Raw genomic sequence first — 17,430 nt, 5'->3', positions numbered from 1 at the left:
GTTTCAATGGCTAATGAAAAAATGTTTGATACGTTTACACTTCCAAACGGAGTGACATTGAAAAACCGCGTCATGATGGCGCCGATGACAAACTATGCGGCAGAAGAGAACGGTGAAGTTTCGGAAGTGGAACTCGCTTATTATGCAGCGCGTTCAGGTGGGGTCGGTGCAGTCATCACAGCGTGTGCCAACGTCACGGCAGACGGGCAAGGTTTCCCAAATGAATTCGGCGCAGAGCGCGATGAACTCATTCCAAGCTTAAAACGCCTCGCGACAACGATTCAAGACCAAGGCGCAAAAGCGATTCTTCAAATTTTCCACGCAGGTCGGATGGCACCACCAGAACTCGTTGGCGGGCAGACGGTCAGTGCGAGTGCTGTAGCACCAGAACGTGAAGGCGCCATGACACCACGTGCGCTCGAAGCAGAAGAAGTCGAAGCTATCATCGAAGCATTCGGTCAAGCGACACGTCGCGCGATGGAAGCTGGATTTGATGGTGTTGAAATTCATGGTGCCAATACGTACTTGATTCAACAATTCGTCTCACCACACTCAAACCGTCGTGATGACAAATGGGGAGGAAGCCTTGAAAAACGTTTGGCATTCCCACTTGCTGTCGTTGATGCAGTCGAAGCGGTCGCAAAACAAGATCCATCGTTCATCGTCGGATATCGCTTCTCACCAGAAGAAATCGAAAACCCAGGGATTACACTAGAAGACACAATGCAGCTCGTCGACGTTCTTGCGAAAAAAGACCTCGACTACCTTCATGTCTCCGTCATGGACTTCTTTGCTGGTTCGATTCGTGATGAAAACGAAACACGTTCGCCAATCACACTCGTTCAAGAGCGTGTTGGACAACAGGTTCCAGTCATCGGTGTCGGATCACTCCACACACCAGAAGAAGTCGAACGTGCCTTAACAGAAGTGCCACTCGTCGCACTCGGTCGTGAATTGATCATGGAACCGAACTGGGTCGAAAAAGTCGAAGCAGGAGACGTCGCTTCGATTCGGACAGAACTTGATCCAACAACACAAGAAGAACTCGTGATGCCAGATGCACTATGGCAAGGAATTATTAGCCGTCCAGGCTGGTTCCCAATCAAACAAACGACGAAATAAGCAACATGATAGAAAAGGAGCGGCTCAGATTCTGAGCCGCTCCTTTTCATATGAGGGGAGTTAATAAGCGACTTCCCCCATCCGTACACCACAAAAACGGTGCAACTCGACCGGATGTTCGATGTTCGTTCGGTCGAGCATATCCTGCAGCAACAAGGCGCAAATATAGGCATCTTCTTTTGCATCGTGGTGTTTAAACGATACACCTAAAAATTCGGCCATCGTATTCAATTTATGATTCGGCAACCAAGGATAGAGTTTCCGTGACAATTTGACCGTGCAGCCATATTGAAAAGACGGCATTTGATACAAATCATATTTTTGAATCGCTTTTTGAAGTGCACCCATGTCGAAAGAAGCGTTGTGGGCGACAATCAGTTCCGCGTTTTCAATCAGCTCGAATAAGCCATGTGCTGCCATCGCTTCGGGTAGCGCTGGTGCATCCCAGACGTCGCTCGGTCGAATGCCGTGGACACGGATGTTGCCAGCATCAAAGCTTTCTTCCGGATTGATCAAAACTTGTTGGCTCGTGACGACGTTCCCTTCCGATAACACGGACCATCCGAAAGCACAGATGCTGCGACTATTCCGGTTGGCCGTTTCAAAATCAATCGCCAGTGTGTAAGGCTTTGGCATACAATCCCTCCTTTTTTAACAGCATACCGCATTTTGATTCAGAATACATGTTCGTCTTTTGTTTTGCGAAATAAAAAGTCCGTCTGCCAAGTGGCACGACGGACTTTCGGTTATTTCGCTTGTACTGTATCTGTTTCCGGTTCTACATACTCATTTGGTTTAAAGAGCATAGTACGGTCCCGGTAAGCGAAGACGACGGCGGTCAGGACCGCCATTGAGTCAGCAATCGGGAAGGCGAACCAGACTCCCTGTACACCGAAGAAGACCGGTAAAATCAGGACAAGCGGAATCGTATACAACGTTTGCCGCGACAAGGACAGGAACAAAGCGATCCGCGCTTTCGCGAGTGATTGATACATCCCGTTAATGATCATCTGAATCCCATAGACGAACGAGACAGCGAAAAGAATCCGCATCGCGGTCGAACCATCATCGAGCAGTGCGGTATCATTCGTGAACATTCCGACCCAGAAGCGTGGGAAGAGTTGAATCAATAACCAAAGTGTAATCGATAATGACAAACCGTACCGCATCGCAAGTTTGATGGCGAGCGACATGCGGTCGAATTGTTTCGAACCAAAGTTGTAGCCGACGATTGGTTGCATCCCTTGGACGATTCCCATGATCGGCATCCCGACGAGCGCCATGAATTTGTTGATGACGGCGAAGGTCGCAAGTTCCGTCGTCCCCCCATATCGGACGAGCATATGGGGGGACGGTGATGAACAAAATCGATTGGGAAACTTGCATGATGAAGGACGACGAACCGATTTGCGACATCCGGACAACGAGCTTTGGTTCAAAACGGAAGGCTTCACGGTCTAATAGGAGACTTGTCTTTTTCTGTTTCGTAAAGAAGAATCGGAAAATCAAGATGGAACCGACGATTTGAGCGACGACGGTCCCGAGTGCCGCCCCTTTAATGCCCCAATCGAATCCGAAGATGAATAAAGGAGTCAAAATCGTATTGATGGCGACAGTTGTCAACATGACACGCATTTGGTAGTTGGCGCGTCCTTCCGCCCGTAACATCGCACTTGATGCCATCGTCAACATGAAGAAGGGGGAACCGAACAGCAAAACACGCAAGAAATCGATGCTGTATGGCATGATTTCATCGGTTGCCCCAAAGACACGCAACAAGGGCTCGACGAAGATGAAGGCGGAGACGATGGCGAGCATACTGACGACGAACACGACCATCAAAACATTTGCATATGCTCGACTAGCTCCGATTAAATTCTTTTGACCGAGTCGTTGGGAGGCAATCGCGGCACCGCCGATTCCAAGTGAATTAGCAATCGCCATCAAAACGAGTTGGACGGGAAACGCGATTCCGACGGCAGCGACAGCAATCGTCCCAATTCCTTGGGCGACAAAAATCGTATCGACGATGTTATAGAGCGCAGTGACGAGCATACCAATCATCGCCGGGAGTGATAATCCAATCAATAATTTATTGATGGGTGCATCTCCCAGTTGGGCAGTATTCTTATTCATCGGTAGGAGAGCCTCCTTTAAAGTAAGTACGTTGGCTTTTACTCAGACTAGTCGCTTGGGTCGGCAGATGCAAGAAATCACTCCGGGCAATGTGCAAAGAGGAACTGTTCTGTCCTTGTGACGAATCGGTATGAAAATAAAAACACTCCGACAACAGTACAGTGACGGAGTGTTTGCGGATTAAGAGGGTAACGGTAAATAGCCTTTTGAGTATTCGAAAGCGAGGAAGAGAATCGCTCCGAGTGCCAAATAGGCAACTAACGTAATCGCTTGTTGTTTTTTCGGCATCTGGTGGTACTCAACCGATTTTTCCGCTTCAAGCAACGGTTCGATGCGTTGGTCGAGTCGACGCAGCAAGGCATCGTAATCATTCGCCGAATCATATTGATAGCGTAAGAGTTCGTCAGCAGCTGGTTTTGCTTCTTCCGGACTTGCACTCCGCAGATTCTGTAAGTCATGGCGTAAAGTCCATGCAATCGGATCATAGCTCGATGTAGCGGAGACTGTAGTCTCACCTGAGTCGAGTTGATCGCTCTCAGCCGGTTCAGCGATTGGGTGTTGTTCCTGTTCCGCTTTTGCTTGTAAAACACGGTTGCGGGCTGCCCGGTACAACATCAGGACGGATTGATTGTCTTCATATTGTTTCGCGAAACGGTACCGTTTCCAGACGGTACTGCCACCGAGGAAAGCAATCAACAATAAAATGATGCTGAAGTGGGTTAAACCGTAGGCGACAAGGGCAGCGAGTCCTGCAATCCAGACGACGATCGGCAGGCCTGCTAAAATCCGCCCGCCATCGAGGGGGCTGACAGGAAGCAGGTTGAATAGATTGAGCAGGGCACCTAAGTGGAAGATAACGAGCCAAAAATCATTTCCTGTTATGGCATATCCAATCAAAAGCGGGATAAGGGAGAGCAGTCCGGCGAGCGGACCCCCGTAGGCTAAGATTGCTTCTTGTTTCGGCGTTCGGAATGTATCTTTGATCCCGATGACGGCCCCCATGAACGGAACGAAAATCGCCGGTCCCGTTTTAAAGCCAAGCCGTTTTGCGGCAGCTAAATGTCCCATTTCATGAATGAACAATAGGTAAAGCAAACCAACACCAAACCAGACACCAAAGATTTGAGCATAAAAGAGGAGCGAAATCCCGAACGAGATCAAGGTTCCTCCGAATTTCGAAAATTTTAAGAGTGCAAGGACGACCTTCCCTTTCGAGAGCAAAAATGCTCCGGCGACGGCAAGACCTCCCCAACGTTTTTTAGCCATCATGAATTCCTTCTTCCATAAATATGACGTTCTGTCTCTAGTGTACGCCAAATTAAGAAAAAAAGTTTCATTTGCCGTCCGTTCAGTCTGTTTCCCGCATCAAATCGTTTTGAGAATCTTAGCAGGGTTTCCACCGACGACCGTATTCGCAGGAACATCTTTAACGACGACGCTCCCGGAAGCGATGACCGCATTATCGCCAATCGTCACACCGGGATTAATGACAGCTCGTCCGCCGATCCAAACGTTATCCCCGATGACGACGGGTTTGCCGAATTCATAACCGCTGTTTCGTTCGACAGGATCGAGCGGGTGTGTCGCTGTATAGATGTGGACACCTGGAGCAAGCATACAGTTGTCACCAATCGTAATCGGGCAAATGTCGAGCAACACACAATCGTAATTGGCATAAAACCGGGAACCAAGCGTGATGTTGTAGCCGTAATCACATTTAAAAGAGGGTTCGATATAACAATCAAGTTGTTCGTTTTGGAAAAGTTGCTTCAGCAGTGTTTTCCGTTCATCTAAATCTGTAATGCTGAGTTGATTGAATTGGTGGCATAAGAGTTGAGCCCGCTTACGATCAGCGACTAGCTCTTGGTCTCCTGCTAAGTACAATTGACCTTGGATCATCTTTTCTTTTTCCGTCACACGAATCATCTCCTAATGGTATGTATACTTTCATTAGACTAAATCGGACGGGGAGAAGCAACTGATACCAAAAAAGTGGTTTTGATGTCGCCATCAAAAACCACTTTTAATCTAGCATTCAATTAAGCGAGTTTAATTCCGCCTGTGACACCATAAATTTGAGCTGTCACATAACTAGCATCGTCAGACGCGAGGAAGACGTAGACGCTCGATAGCTCGACCGGTTGACCACTTCGTTTCAGCGGCGTTTCCTGACCGAACTCTGGAATGTTTTCGCTCGGTTGACCACCCGAGATTTGAAGTGGTGTCCAGATTGGACCCGGTGCGACAGAGTTGACACGGATACCTTTTGGTGCGATTTGTTTCGCGAGGCCACGTGTAAATCCGTTGATGGCAAACTTCGTTGACGCATAATCAAGTAAGTTCTCACTCGGATTGTAACCTTGGACAGACGTCGTCGTGATGATTGATGCACCTTCTTTTAGTAGTGGAAGAGCGGCTTTGACGACCCAGAACAGCGAGAAGACATTGATTTCATAAGTTTTTCGGAGTTGTTCCGTCGACAGGTCCATGATGTCCTCGACGGCTTGTTGTTTACCGGCAACGAGTGCAAGGATGTCAAGTCCGCCAAGCGAATCATGTGCTTCTTTGACGAGTTGTTGACAGAACGATTCGTCACTTAAGTCACCAGCAAGTAAGTATGCTTTTTGACCAGCTGCTTCAACTAGTGCTTTCACTTCTTCTGCATCTTGTTGTTCTTCCGGGAGATAGTTGAGGAAGACATCTGCTCCTTCACGAGCATAAGCGATGGCAGCAGCACGGCCGATTCCAGAGTCGCCTCCTGTGATCAACGCTTTTTTACCTTTTAGTTTACCTGAACCTTTGTAACTTTCTTCTCCACAATCCGGAACGGGTTCCATTTTTGCCTGGACAGCCGGTGGCTGCTGATACTGTTTTGGGAAATCATCGTTAAAGTGTTGTGTAAGTGGGTTTTTAGACTGTGACATGAACTGATTCCTCCTAGATAGTGATTTGATTTGCATAAGAAGTATGTTCCCTGTCATCTAGCCTTTAAACGTCACGTTACTCCGTACAATTAAAAAACGACCATGCGCGAGGCACGGTCGTTTAGCTCAAACTCTTTCTTTCGTCAGTTCATTCATCGCCTGGAGTGCGGCTTGATTTAGTAAGTTCCACGGTTTGTTGTAGTGCGGTTGGAAGAAGAAGTCGACGAAGGCCAGTTCTTCAAGCGTCATTTCATTTTGAATCGCGACCGATAACGTATTCATCGCTTGCGTCAAATCGACCTTCGAAATAATTTGGGCCCCGACGACACGATGAGAGTTTTGTTCAAAAACAAGTTTGAGCTGGACGTCTTCTGCAGTCGGCATAAATTCAGGTCGATAGGCATCTGTGACGGTCGTACTCATGACTTCTAATCCAAAGAATGGAGCAGCATCTTCCGTGACGCCGGTCGACGCGATATTTAAGTCATATAACCGGAGGCCGGACGTCCCTTGTGTCCCCTGGTAGCGGATTGTCGGAGCGAGTAAGTTTTTCCCGACGAGTGTCCCCATCCGGACAGCGTTTGTGGCGAGCGGAATATAAGCATGTGTCCGAGCCGGATTGTAGTAGACGGCACAGCTGTCACCGGCAGCAAAGATATTCGGATTACTCGTCCGCATATAGTCGTCGACGATGATGGCACCGTTCGGCAACATATCGATTTGTCCTTTTAAGAGCTCCGTACTCGGACGGAAACCGACACAAAGAATGACGAGATCCGTTTCGAACGTTCCTTTATCCGTGACGACTTGTGTGACATTTCCGTCCACACCAGTAAAGCTTTGAACAGTTTGGTTCAACTCGAGCTGAATGCCGCGGTCTGTCAATTCACTTTCAATGATATCCGTGAATGAACGATCCAAGTATTTATTTAAAATCCGGTCGGCACTATCGATGAACGTGACATCTTTACCGTAAGCTTCAAACGCTTCAACGAGTTCAGCGCCGATGTAGCCGGCACCGACAACGGTGATCCGCTGAGCATCCGTTGCTTTTTTAATGATGGTTTGCGCGTGGTGATAGTTTTTACAGAGCTCAATTTGGTTCAGTTCAATGCCCGGTAACATGGGAATGATTGGCCATGAACCCGTTGTCATGATTAATTTGTCGTACGTATCGTGAACGGTTTCACCCGTCAGAAGATTTTTCGTAAGAATCGTTTGGTTCGTACTATCGATTTCAAGGACATCATGTTTCAAGCGCATTGTTGCTCCGAGGTCAGCCAATTCGTCAGGTGAAGAGTAGAAGAGTGACTCGGCATGCTCAACGACGCCACCGACGTGAAGGGCAATCCCGCAAGAGAGAAATGAGACATTATCGTTTCGTTCATAGACTGTGATTTCAAGGTTTTCGTTAGTTGCCGTAAGCTCTTTGACTGCTGCTGTTCCTGCGTGTGTACAACCGATGACTGCTACTTTCATGAATAAAGTCCCCTTTTTGTTTGATTGTGATATTAATCACATTCGATTTGATAACCTTAGTGTAATACTTCACAATATTGGTTTCAAGTAGTTTGTTCATGATTGAGCATAGTTTTGTCTGAATTGTGAATTTGTGAACAAAGAGGTAATGACTTATAACGTTTTTGTTAAAAGTCCGTAAAAATGTTTTAGTTTCTGAAGTTCGGGTTATAATAAGATGGAGAACTAAATGAAAGGGTGGAAACCGATGGATACCGAGAGGACCGATCATCTATTCAGCTTACCTGATTTTTAGCAGTGCCAATCTTCATTGAACAGGAAGGTAATGGCTTGAAAAAAATCAGGGAGAGCGAAAATAGATGAATACCCAAACGGGAATAAAAATACCTCTCCCAGGCATGATACGGGAGAGGACATTAACACATGAAACGAATCGTAACCATTTTAGCAGGAACGTTACTTATGGCGTTCGGCTACTATACTTTGAATGAACAGTTTGGATTAGCGGAAGGCGGATTTATCGGATTATCTTTATTAGGACGATATTTCTTTGATATCAATCCCTCGATTTCGATGATCGTGCTCGACATTCCATTCTTTATTGGAGCACTTTATTTTAAAGGAAAACGTTTTGTCAGTGAGGCATTCGTCTCAGCAGGTGCACTATCGTTGTTTTATGAGATGTGGCATCAGCTCGACTTGTTCCATTTCCCGGAGCAGGCATGGCCGGCAACGTTAATCGCCGCCATTGCGAGTGGGATCATTACGGGATACGGACTTGGTCTTGTGTTGAAGAGTGGTGCTGCGACCGGCGGTGACGACCTTTTATCAATGGGACTTAGCAAAGTGACGGGTTTATCAATTGGAACAATTTTATTTAGTCTCGATGCAATTGTTCTTGTCATTTCACTTGTCTACTTGCCAGTCAGTTTGACGCTCTATACGTTACTGGCAGTTGCCATCGCGGGACGCGTCGTCTCAGTCATGACACGCGAACCGGTTACTGTACCAGTAGTTACACCAACTCCACAACTGAAATAAACACAGTCCTTCCTGACATCAGGAAGGATTTTGTTTTAGGATAAAAGAGACAACGAGAAGGAGGCTATCGAATGATTAGACGAGCGACCGCAAAAGACGCCGATCACATCGCACCGTTGATTGAACAGGCGATTCATGAAATTGCCGAGACACTGACTGGAACACAGGAGAAGGAATTGATTTTGCAACGGCTTGCGCTGTTTGTGACGCAAACGGGAAACCGGTTAAGTCACGAGAACATTCTCGTCAAGGAGCTCGATGGGCGCGTCGTCGGCATCGTCATCGCATATGCGGGAATGGATGCAGTACAGTTGGATGAACCGATTAAACGTCAGCTCTTCGCGTGGACAGGACGAGCGGCGCAAATTGATCAAGAGACGGAAGGAAACGTCTTTTATCTCGATACATTGTCGGTCGATTCGGCATATGGCGGAAGAGGAGTTGGGTCTGAGCTGTTGCAGGTAGCGGCGGACGAAGGAGAGAAGCGTGGATTACGCGCGTTTACGTTAAATGCCGATCAGACGAATGCCGGGGCGCAACGTCTCTATCGACGTCTTGGATTCGTCCCGGTCAAGACGATTGAAATCAGCGGCGGACAATTTGATTACATGGAACGACCGTATGCAACTTGAATGACGAAGGAAGTACTTCGGATTCGTTTCAAGATTCGTTGATACGCAGACAAGACTTCGCTTTCCGCGGGCGAAACGTGAGTCTCCGCGTCGCCTGCGCGACTTACGGGGTCTCATTTGTTCCGCTTTTCCCACAGGAGTCTTCGTCTTGTCTGCTGCTCAACGACGTTTTGTTAAGCTGTTAAAATCCATCCATCAGGAATCTGAAATCAAAAAATCACTCGCTTCACGCGACTCCTACAGGAAAAAGCGCAAGACGACTTGCGCTGTCAGAGACAAACAAGACCCGATTTTCTGCCTCATGGAGGCAGGAAAACTGGCTTGTGTCTCGCCTGAGGAAAGCGCGTGGAAAAGAGTGATTTTTTATGTTCAGCTTAATTAGGTGGCGATGATTTGTGACTCGTTGGACATCACTTTAAAAAACGTTGTAACAGAACAGATTCGACAGGCGTAATATGCTCTTTCAAGCGGGAAGCTGCACACAGCCGTAAACAAGCCTCGAATCCGGTGACTTTTCTGATGCGCTTAAAATAACAGACACGATACAAATGACTGAGGATGAATCGGGAAACGCATTCTGCCGGATTTCGTAAAGACATTCGTCCTCCATAGCGAATTAGCAAAAAAGTACGTGCGACGTCCATCAGTGGATTGCCGATGGAGGCATCCATCCAATCGATGACATAGATGTCTTCTTTAACAAGCAACAGATTATACGGGTGAAAATCACCATGACATAAAGTACGTCCCGCTACAAGTGTAGTGTGAGCGGGATATCGTTCTTGAAGACGGGGTAACCCGTCGACAGATAACGTGTGGAGGTGCTGGTGTAAGGTGACCATGGCCGTCATGTAGCAGAGAATCCGAACGGGATGACGTTTCATTAAATCGCCGAGCGATTCACCTTTCAAGTACTCCATGCGAATGGAATGATCAACTTGATTATAGACACGAGGTGTCATCGGAAAGCGGTTTTGAATGGACAGATGATTTAGAAATTCCTGCTGGACCGCTGCATGTGGGACGTGTGCGTGAAACTGCTTTCGCACAATCGCGGCAGTTTCTTTTTGAATCGTAGCTGTGTTGCCGGTTCCAATGATATTCATCCCAATCCGCTCCTTCTCGTAAGATCATCCGATACAACCGCGCCTCTGCATCCTCCGGTTCAAACCGGGGATCACTCGTAAAGTGGAAAACCTCCGTCACTTCAATCGATACATCTTCCGCCCGTAACCGTTTGAACAATCGTCCGGTCAGGTAAACTTCCGCTGATTTCGGCTCCGCCCGCCATTTGCTGACAGATCCAATCGGAACGATTGTAGCGTCAGGACGCTTCATTAAAAACTGGCGGTCTTCTTCATCCGTAAAGATGGTCGCTGACGCCGGTAAACCGGTAATGGCATCCGCCAACTGGATAGTTGCCGGTTCAATTGTCGCTTGGCGGTACAAGGCGATACTTCCCATCACCAATTGAATACATAAAAATGGGACGAGCCAACGCACTGACAGATGGCGAACAAGCAGGAAGACGAGCAGTAAGACGAGAGGTGAAACATGGCGTGGTTTATCAATGTTTTGGGCCAACCAGACCCAAAGGAAATAACCAGCACCGGTGACGCTCCACCAAAGAGGAAGCGGACGGATTCGTTGGCAGAACAAGAATAGCCCTGAAGAAAGACCGAGCCAACTTGTAAATCCTAAACCATGCCAAACGATTTGTTTGAGTGTCAATCCAAGTCGTTCAATCAACGAGGCTTCGTCCGTTTGTGCCGTACCACCCCAGTCCGAAAAGTGACCCGTCACGAAACTGAGTGACAATTGAGCGAAGGACGCGGGTCCCCCGACCGAGAAGGCGACCGGTAACAGCCAGGCAAGTTGTGCCAGGAGTAACGTCGCCAGTTCGGACAGGAGTTGCCAGGAGTCTTTTCGGGTTTGCCAAAGTAAAAAGAGTAACACGATTCCGAACGGTGCATAGGATAATCGTGTTGCCATCAACAGTCCGAATAAGAGGTACGGCAAAAGACGGAAATGACCGTGCCGAGCCCGTTCGACACTCCACATGAACCAACAGAGGACACCAAGTGCAAGACCATCCGACATCCCGGTCGCAGAGATGACGACGAGTGAAGCAACCGAGATGACAGTGAAAGCGGCTAGTAAACGAGCCGTATCGAACGACTGACGTTTTAACAGCCAATATAACGGAATCAGTCCGCTTGTGAAGCCAAGCGTCGAGACGATGCCAAGCGTACGGACGGGTTCAAGCCCGAGTCGTGCGAGACCTGTCGCGAGTAAGATGAAAAACGGGTACCCCGGAAAATGTGGCTGCAGATTCGCCAAATCATACTGTCCAACCGCTAACGTAAAGTTGGCGATGTCGTAGCTTGCGACAAACGGGCTGACCAGATAAAAATGAACACCCAGCAATAGTGAGATGACGAAACAAAGCGTGAAAAAAAGCGATCGTCCAAGTAGACGATCGCTCCGAACGGTCAAGAAACCTCCTGAAGTTTTTTGGCGGTTTTTGGTGTTCGATTTTGACGCATCAGCATGAAACCGGCAAACGCGAAGTATCCCCACCAGGCGATCACTTGCTCAAGTGATGGATTATGGCTGTAGCCGAACATCGCACCCATAAACGTACCGATTTGTCCGCTGATTAAGGTTGGATTGCCTGTATCGCGCAAATATTGAATTTGGTCGATGTAGTGTTCCGGCATAAACCCGACGATGTTATACAAGGCTGCCGGTGTTCCATCGGCATTCGTCAACAGGCTTCCGAGCAGTCCAAGGTCTTGGAAACGTCCAATCGTTTGGACGAGCATGCCGGCAGCAATAAACAGAATCAGGATGCCTGTCACTTGGAAGAAACGTTTGACTGGAATCTTCATCGTGCCGGAAACGAACAGGTAACCGAAGATTAAGGCGAGCAAGAGACCGGAGACGGCACCATAACTCGTCAAGACTTTCTCGATTTCACCGCCGGAAATGGCAGCGAAGAAGAAAACCGTCTCGATGCCTTCTCGGACGATGACGAGGAACGAATGGATGATCATCGTGATGGCACTGCCTGTCGAGACCGCCGCCGCGACTTTTGCCTGCGAGGCCTGTTGGTTTTCTTTCGCCTCTTTCCCCATCCAGAGCACCATGTGTGTCAGTAAGATGACGGAGATCATCATGATACCAAGACGCAAGTACGTGTCGCTACCGAAGCTTGCGAAACTCGTAAAGACGACTTGGAATAAAAAGGCGACACCGAGGCTCGCGAGCAGCGCAAGTCCGACTCCGGCATAGACCCATTTTTTATATTGCGGTGCGTTGAGTCGATCGAGATAGCCGAGAATCAAACCGACGATCAAGACAGCTTCGAGACATTCACGAAGCGTAATTAAAAACGCTTGAAAATCCATCGTCCTTCCTCCCTAATCAGTGATTTTGACGTTTCTTTTTTCGTTGACCGATGATGACGATGACGATGAGAACGATGACAAGACCAATCGCAATCGTTTTCCAAATCTCGTCTGTTCCGAAAGATTGTCCGAAAATCGAATCCTCTTCTTCAAATAAACCGGTTTTTTCTTCTCCGGGTAAAACGAATAGTGGTGTAATGGTATCTTCGATCAATGCAATGTTTTGATCAAATGTTTCTTTATCACTCGCTTTTTTCCCGACTCCGAACAGTCCGGGGTTCCCGAGCGCAGTAAGTGCATCGTCAAACGCAGTATACAATGCATCGGACGTTTTTGCATCCTCACTTTCTTTGACGTAAGGTGCGAGTACATCGTACGTGCCGCGTGCTTTCGCAAGTAACAGCTTCGCCTGTCCGAAGTCTTCGAACTGCTCATCCGCAAAATGAAGACGACGTTCGATGTTTTGACGTAAGGCAACGCGATACGCCTGTTTGGCATTCTCTGCGTCTTCTTCCGCTAATGCAGCATCGATTTTTTCTTTTGCTTCCGGGAAGTAGAGCGTAAATTCTTTATCGTACGCGTCAATCGTTTCCTTCGCAAGTGCATAATCTTTTTGATCAAGCTGTTCCTCAAATTGTTTATAAGCTTCCGCAAAAGCTTCTTTGCCCGGGTCACCATAGCTGTAAGCAAACGCCGATAAAGGAGTCGCGAGGAGACAGAAGAAAACAACGACCGGAAGGACTAAACGTTTTATCATCCGAGATGCTCCTTTCGTTCAAAACGTTCTTCAATCGGTAGTGCAACGATTGGTCGACGCCACTCTTTATAAATGGCAGGGGCCACACGTTGAATATAGTTCAAGCGGATGAAAGACTTTCCTGATTCACGTACCCGGTAACGAATAGGTACTTCTTTCAGACGGAATCCTTTGCGGACGAGGTTTAACGTCAAGACTTGCGCGTAGTTATAATCGTGGATGATTTCCGCGTGTTTGCAAGCCGCGCGTGAGAAAGCACGCATCCCGCTTTGTCCGTCATGAATTTTTCGTTTCAGTAAAACACATTGAAGCCACGTAAAGACGTGATTCCCAATATAGCGATAGAGGCGCATTCCGTCAATCGTCCCGAGGAATCGTGATCCGAAGACATAATCCGCATCGTTCGCTAAAATCGGTCGAACGACGTCCGGAATTTGATCGGCTGGGTATTCGTTATCGGCGTCAATCATGACGGAAACGGTTGCGTCATGTTCATAGGACCGGAGCAGTCCTTCGCGGACGGCAGCTCCGAGCCCGCGATTTTTAGGAAAACGATAGACATGGGCTCCATGTTGCTGGGCAATCTCGGACGTCGCATCAGTGGAGCCGTCGTCGATGACGATCGTTTCGACAGGCAGTCCATCGATTTCAGCCGGAATCCGTTTTAAGACGAGCGGCAAGGAGACTTCTTCATTGTGGGCCGGGAGGAAGACGACGATTTTCTTCATGAGCGTTCCTCCTTAAAGGCTTCCGTTAACAATACGCCACGACTGTCGTGCGGGATATCGGCACCAAGCAACTTCGTAATCGTTGGTCCAAGCGATAGGATATGTCGGTGTGTATCGACCTTGCGACCAGCATGAATGTGTTTGCCATACATCCAAAATGGGACGAAACGTTCTCCTTCGTCGAGGTGACCATGCCCGCCGATCCCGTCGGCTTGTCCGTGATCGGCCATGACGATCAGTGTCGCATCGTCAAGCTTACCGAGACGATCGAGTTCTTCACAAAACTCTGCGAGTAGGGCATCGGCTTCCTCGATTTTCTGAATGTATTCCGAGTAGAGCGTTCCGCGACTATGACCGGTTTGGTCCGTTCCAATTAATTGGATCGCAAGCAAATCCGGATCTTCTTCGTGAACGATTTGTTTTGCCCGTTCGATGATGTTGCGGTCGGCGACATCATTATGCATGACGGCTGTCACGGTACTGACGTCGGTCGAACCGAACGCATCGACGAGGTGGGCAATTCCGAGAATCTTGCCGGATTTATTGACGGCACGCAATCGGTCGAAGACGGTATCCGTTTTGACACCGGTCGTATTCCAAACCATGTTGGAATGAATACCGTGATCTTCTGGACGTGCTCCTGTGAACATCGAGCTGAAGCAGACGACTGTCCGGGCTGGGTAGACGGTCTCCATATTCGTATATTCCGTTCCTTCTTGACGCAATCGCTCGAGAAACGGAGTATGTGCAGCCATGTATCGGTCTTTTCGCATCCCGTCGACAATCAAGACGTAGACTTTGTCTGAAGTCGGCAAGCTGGCGTCTTTTGTCTGCTCAGTCGGAAGTTTCGGTTTCCAGTCGAAGAGATAATGGTGGAGAATCCAAGCAAATAGTAACAAACCGGCAGGGAACAAGACGTACGACCAGTCAAAGGTCGGATTGATTGACGCTGTTTGCCAGTAGGCAAGTAAGAGTGCGACTTTCGGTAGTTGTTCTTGCGCGTTGCCACTCGTCGAGTCACTGTTCTTGAGGACGAGTTTCCAAAAACGTGTGAAGTTGAGCCAGTCCGTTCCAATCCGTAAATGGTAATAAATCGTTCCCCAGAAGAAGACCGTGAAGAAGAAATAAAGACCTGCGCCGTATGCGAATAGGGGCAAGAGTCGTGAATCCGTTCCTTCGAGGAACAACCAGACGATGACGGGCATCCATAGATAATTACGAAGGAACAGCGGGAAATCAAATTTCCAGTACAGTACGAATAAAGGCAACGTCACTAAAAATCCGAATCCGACACCGCTCAGTGTCTGTTGGAACAAAAGGCAGTAGCTGAGGAAGACACCGATTGTAAAAATCGGGGTGAATGGCTTTCCTTCATTCAATAGATTCCACATACGGGCTGCAACTTTTTCAAAACGTGAAGCACTTTTCATGAAGATCCTCCTTTCTGTTGGTTCTTGAATTGGCGAAACAGTAATGTGACACTACGGTGATGTCTGACCAAAAAATACAAAGGTGCGATGAAGGCGAACGCATATTTGAACGTGTGCGTCATCAAGGCAAGTTCATAAGGATGATCGACGCCTGCCGTCTGTAAGACCGTTCCCATGGCGAGCTCATACGTGCCGAGACCACCGGGGGTGAATTGAGCAATTCCGGATAAGACACCGGCACTCATCGCGATTAAGACGAGTGGGAAGGGAAGGACGGCGTTCACGCCTAAGAATAAGCAGTAAACGGCGCCTGCTTCCAAACACCAAGCGAGTGTGCCATAGCCGATTAATGCGTACATCGTCCGTAAAAAGGGACGGACGACGACTAAGGCGAGTACACCGAGCGCAATCGCGATACCTGCAGGAAGAGCTGTTTTCGTCGCGAGCAAGCCGAGCGAGACGAAGAGTCCGAGGACGACCAAATCAATGCCGCGCTGTGCGACAAGGATTGCTGTCGTCCGTTTTAAGGGACTAGCGATGGCACGTGCCGTCAGCAGGCGAACACCTTCGCCGAGTTTGACGGGTGACAAGTGATTGACGGCGAGCCCGAGATAGAGGCTCGTCAAATAGATTGGCAAGGGTGCCTGCCGCTGATCAGCTACACGCCAGGCGACAGCACGGACATAAAAAGCACCTGCATACAACAAGCTTGCGAGTAGCGTCCAATAAGAGCGTGAAAGGGTGCGCAAGTAATCATAGAGGACAGGTAACTCGAGCACGAACTGAATTAATAAAAAAACAACCGCACACGTCAAGAGGACGCTTGCGGTTGTACGAATTACATGCGCCCGAGATGCCATGTAATCATCCGCTCGAGTCCTTCATTCAAGGTAACGGAGGGCGTGTAGCCGAATGCTTGTCGTGCAGCTTCCGTATTACTCCATGTCATCGAGACATCTCCTTCTCTTTGCTCGGTGAACGTTACCGGAACACCGTATCGCTCACTGAGGGAACTGGCAATCGTTCGGACCGACTCCGGTCGATTCGCCCCTAAATTATAAGTCCCGATTGCGCGCGCTTGAAGTGCTTGTTCCATCCCGCGTGTAATGTCATCGATGTACGTGAAGTCGCGGACCGGGTCACCGAACACGACAAGTTCTTGACCACGAAGCGCTTGTTCGATGAAGCGGTAAAGCGCCATATCCGGACGTCCGGATGGTCCGTAGACCGTAAAGAAGCGGAAGATCGTAACCCGTAATCCGTATAGGTTTTGATAGGCATTACAGAATGTCTCGGCACTATACTTCGCCGCGGCGTATGGACTGACGACTTGACCGGTCGCTTGCTGTTCGCTCAACGCACCTGTCTGCTCCCCGTAAACCGAAGAAGAAGAGGCAAAAAAGACTTGTTGAATCTGATGTTGTTTTGCCGCTTCGAGGACGGTCACCGTCATATCGATATCTTCTTTGATGTAGCGATGCGGCTCACGTAAAGATCCGGGAACGCCAGGTAAAGCAGCAAGATGGAACAAGGCATCGAATTGACCGGATGAACACCAGGCATCGAGTCCGACGTGGACATCTGCTTCACAGATGTTTACGCCGAGTCGTGTCAGCTCCGCTGCCCGTTCGCGTTTCAAGTCGCTTGCATAATAATCAGTGAAGGCATCGATGATCGATACGGTATGACCACTAGTACGCAAACGAGTTGCAAGTGCAGCACCGATGAAGCCGGCGCCACCCGTAATTCCGATGTTCAAAGGAAGTTCCTC

General features: G+C 48.5%; 17 protein-coding genes and 1 pseudogene. 3 read left to right on the top strand and 15 right to left on the bottom strand.

Annotation, left to right across the window (positions count from 1 at the left end):
• Positions 1-6: 6 nt before the first annotated feature.
• On the top strand, positions 7-1,122 hold the full coding sequence (locus P403_RS0106915) for an NADH-dependent flavin oxidoreductase (protein ID WP_029331963.1): 1,116 nt from the start codon (positions 7-9) through the stop codon (positions 1,120-1,122).
• 60 nt (positions 1,123-1,182) lie between these two features.
• Here P403_RS0106915 and P403_RS0106910 read toward each other — a convergent pair whose 3' ends face one another.
• The 7 genes and pseudogenes from P403_RS0106910 to P403_RS0106885 form a co-directional block, all read right to left on the bottom strand.
• Positions 1,183-1,758 (bottom strand): 3'-5' exonuclease, encoded by a 576-nt coding sequence (locus tag P403_RS0106910; RefSeq protein WP_029331961.1) that lies wholly within the window; start codon positions 1,756-1,758, stop codon positions 1,183-1,185.
• Between the two features lie 110 nt (positions 1,759-1,868).
• On the bottom strand, positions 1,869-2,405 hold the full coding sequence (locus tag P403_RS16825) for an MATE family efflux transporter (protein ID WP_235195188.1): 537 nt from the start codon (positions 2,403-2,405) through the stop codon (positions 1,869-1,871).
• Positions 2,406-2,769: 364 nt separating this feature from the next.
• Positions 2,770-3,177: pseudogene (locus P403_RS16820) on the bottom strand (MATE family efflux transporter); the annotation flags it as partial.
• A 261-nt stretch (positions 3,178-3,438) separates the two neighbouring features.
• Positions 3,439-4,524 (bottom strand): site-2 protease family protein, encoded by a 1,086-nt coding sequence (locus P403_RS16035; RefSeq protein WP_034801016.1) that lies wholly within the window; start codon positions 4,522-4,524, stop codon positions 3,439-3,441.
• 99 nt (positions 4,525-4,623) lie between these two features.
• Positions 4,624-5,175 carry a maltose acetyltransferase domain-containing protein gene (locus P403_RS0106895; protein ID WP_420805684.1) on the bottom strand — a complete coding sequence of 184 codons (552 nt, stop codon included), beginning with the start codon at positions 5,173-5,175 and terminating at the stop codon, positions 4,624-4,626.
• 122 nt (positions 5,176-5,297) lie between these two features.
• The gene (locus P403_RS0106890) at positions 5,298-6,182 is read right to left on the bottom strand and encodes an SDR family oxidoreductase (protein ID WP_029331958.1); all 885 of its coding nucleotides are present in this window, start codon (positions 6,180-6,182) and stop codon (positions 5,298-5,300) included.
• Between the two features lie 126 nt (positions 6,183-6,308).
• Positions 6,309-7,661 carry an FAD-dependent oxidoreductase gene (locus P403_RS0106885; RefSeq protein ID WP_029331957.1) on the bottom strand — a complete coding sequence of 451 codons (1,353 nt, stop codon included), beginning with the start codon at positions 7,659-7,661 and terminating at the stop codon, positions 6,309-6,311.
• Between the two features lie 423 nt (positions 7,662-8,084).
• Here P403_RS0106885 and P403_RS0106880 point away from each other — a divergent pair, with 423 nt between their 5' ends.
• Positions 8,085-8,702 (top strand): YitT family protein, encoded by a 618-nt coding sequence (locus P403_RS0106880; protein WP_029331956.1) that lies wholly within the window; start codon positions 8,085-8,087, stop codon positions 8,700-8,702.
• A 71-nt stretch (positions 8,703-8,773) separates the two neighbouring features.
• A complete protein-coding gene (locus tag P403_RS0106875; RefSeq protein WP_029331955.1) occupies positions 8,774-9,334 on the top strand; it encodes a GNAT family N-acetyltransferase in 561 nt (186 codons plus the stop codon).
• A 410-nt stretch (positions 9,335-9,744) separates the two neighbouring features.
• On the opposite strand, the gene P403_RS0106865 is transcribed toward P403_RS0106875, so the two are convergent.
• Genes P403_RS0106865 through P403_RS0106830 form a run of 8 tightly spaced genes read right to left on the bottom strand, consistent with a single transcriptional unit; the run spans position 9,745 to position 17,418 of the window.
• The gene (locus tag P403_RS0106865) at positions 9,745-10,254 is read right to left on the bottom strand and encodes an aminoglycoside phosphotransferase family protein (protein WP_029331953.1); all 510 of its coding nucleotides are present in this window, start codon (positions 10,252-10,254) and stop codon (positions 9,745-9,747) included.
• Positions 10,255-10,276: 22 nt separating this feature from the next.
• Complete coding sequence (locus tag P403_RS0106860) at positions 10,277-11,830, bottom strand: hypothetical protein (protein ID WP_235195187.1); 1,554 nt, start codon at positions 11,828-11,830, stop codon at positions 10,277-10,279.
• Positions 11,827-12,744, bottom strand: coding sequence for an FTR1 family iron permease (locus tag P403_RS0106855; protein WP_029331950.1), 918 nt, complete (start codon positions 12,742-12,744; stop codon positions 11,827-11,829). Before P403_RS0106855 ends, P403_RS0106860 begins: the two co-directional genes overlap by 4 nt.
• A 16-nt stretch (positions 12,745-12,760) precedes the next feature.
• Positions 12,761-13,501 (bottom strand): hypothetical protein, encoded by a 741-nt coding sequence (locus P403_RS0106850; protein WP_029331949.1) that lies wholly within the window; start codon positions 13,499-13,501, stop codon positions 12,761-12,763.
• Positions 13,498-14,229: a glycosyltransferase family 2 protein gene (locus P403_RS0106845; protein WP_029331948.1), complete on the bottom strand. Its 732-nt coding sequence runs from the start codon at positions 14,227-14,229 to the stop codon at positions 13,498-13,500. Before P403_RS0106845 ends, P403_RS0106850 begins: the two co-directional genes overlap by 4 nt.
• Positions 14,226-15,659, bottom strand: coding sequence for an alkaline phosphatase family protein (locus tag P403_RS0106840; RefSeq protein ID WP_029331947.1), 1,434 nt, complete (start codon positions 15,657-15,659; stop codon positions 14,226-14,228). The genes P403_RS0106845 and P403_RS0106840 overlap by 4 nt, the downstream gene beginning before the upstream one ends.
• Positions 15,656-16,519 carry a lysylphosphatidylglycerol synthase domain-containing protein gene (locus P403_RS0106835; RefSeq protein ID WP_029331945.1) on the bottom strand — a complete coding sequence of 288 codons (864 nt, stop codon included), beginning with the start codon at positions 16,517-16,519 and terminating at the stop codon, positions 15,656-15,658. The genes P403_RS0106840 and P403_RS0106835 overlap by 4 nt, the downstream gene beginning before the upstream one ends.
• On the bottom strand, positions 16,498-17,418 hold the full coding sequence (locus P403_RS0106830; RefSeq protein ID WP_029331943.1) for an NAD-dependent epimerase/dehydratase family protein: 921 nt from the start codon (positions 17,416-17,418) through the stop codon (positions 16,498-16,500). The genes P403_RS0106835 and P403_RS0106830 overlap by 22 nt, the downstream gene beginning before the upstream one ends.
• Positions 17,419-17,430: the final 12 nt, after the last annotated feature.

It is taken from the genome of Exiguobacterium oxidotolerans JCM 12280 (assembly GCF_000702625.1).
GTDB classification, from domain to species: Bacteria; Bacillota; Bacilli; order Exiguobacteriales; family Exiguobacteriaceae; genus Exiguobacterium_A; species Exiguobacterium_A oxidotolerans.
The sequence above is the reverse complement of the archived record's forward strand: the minus strand, read 5'-3'. Positions and strand labels throughout refer to the sequence as shown.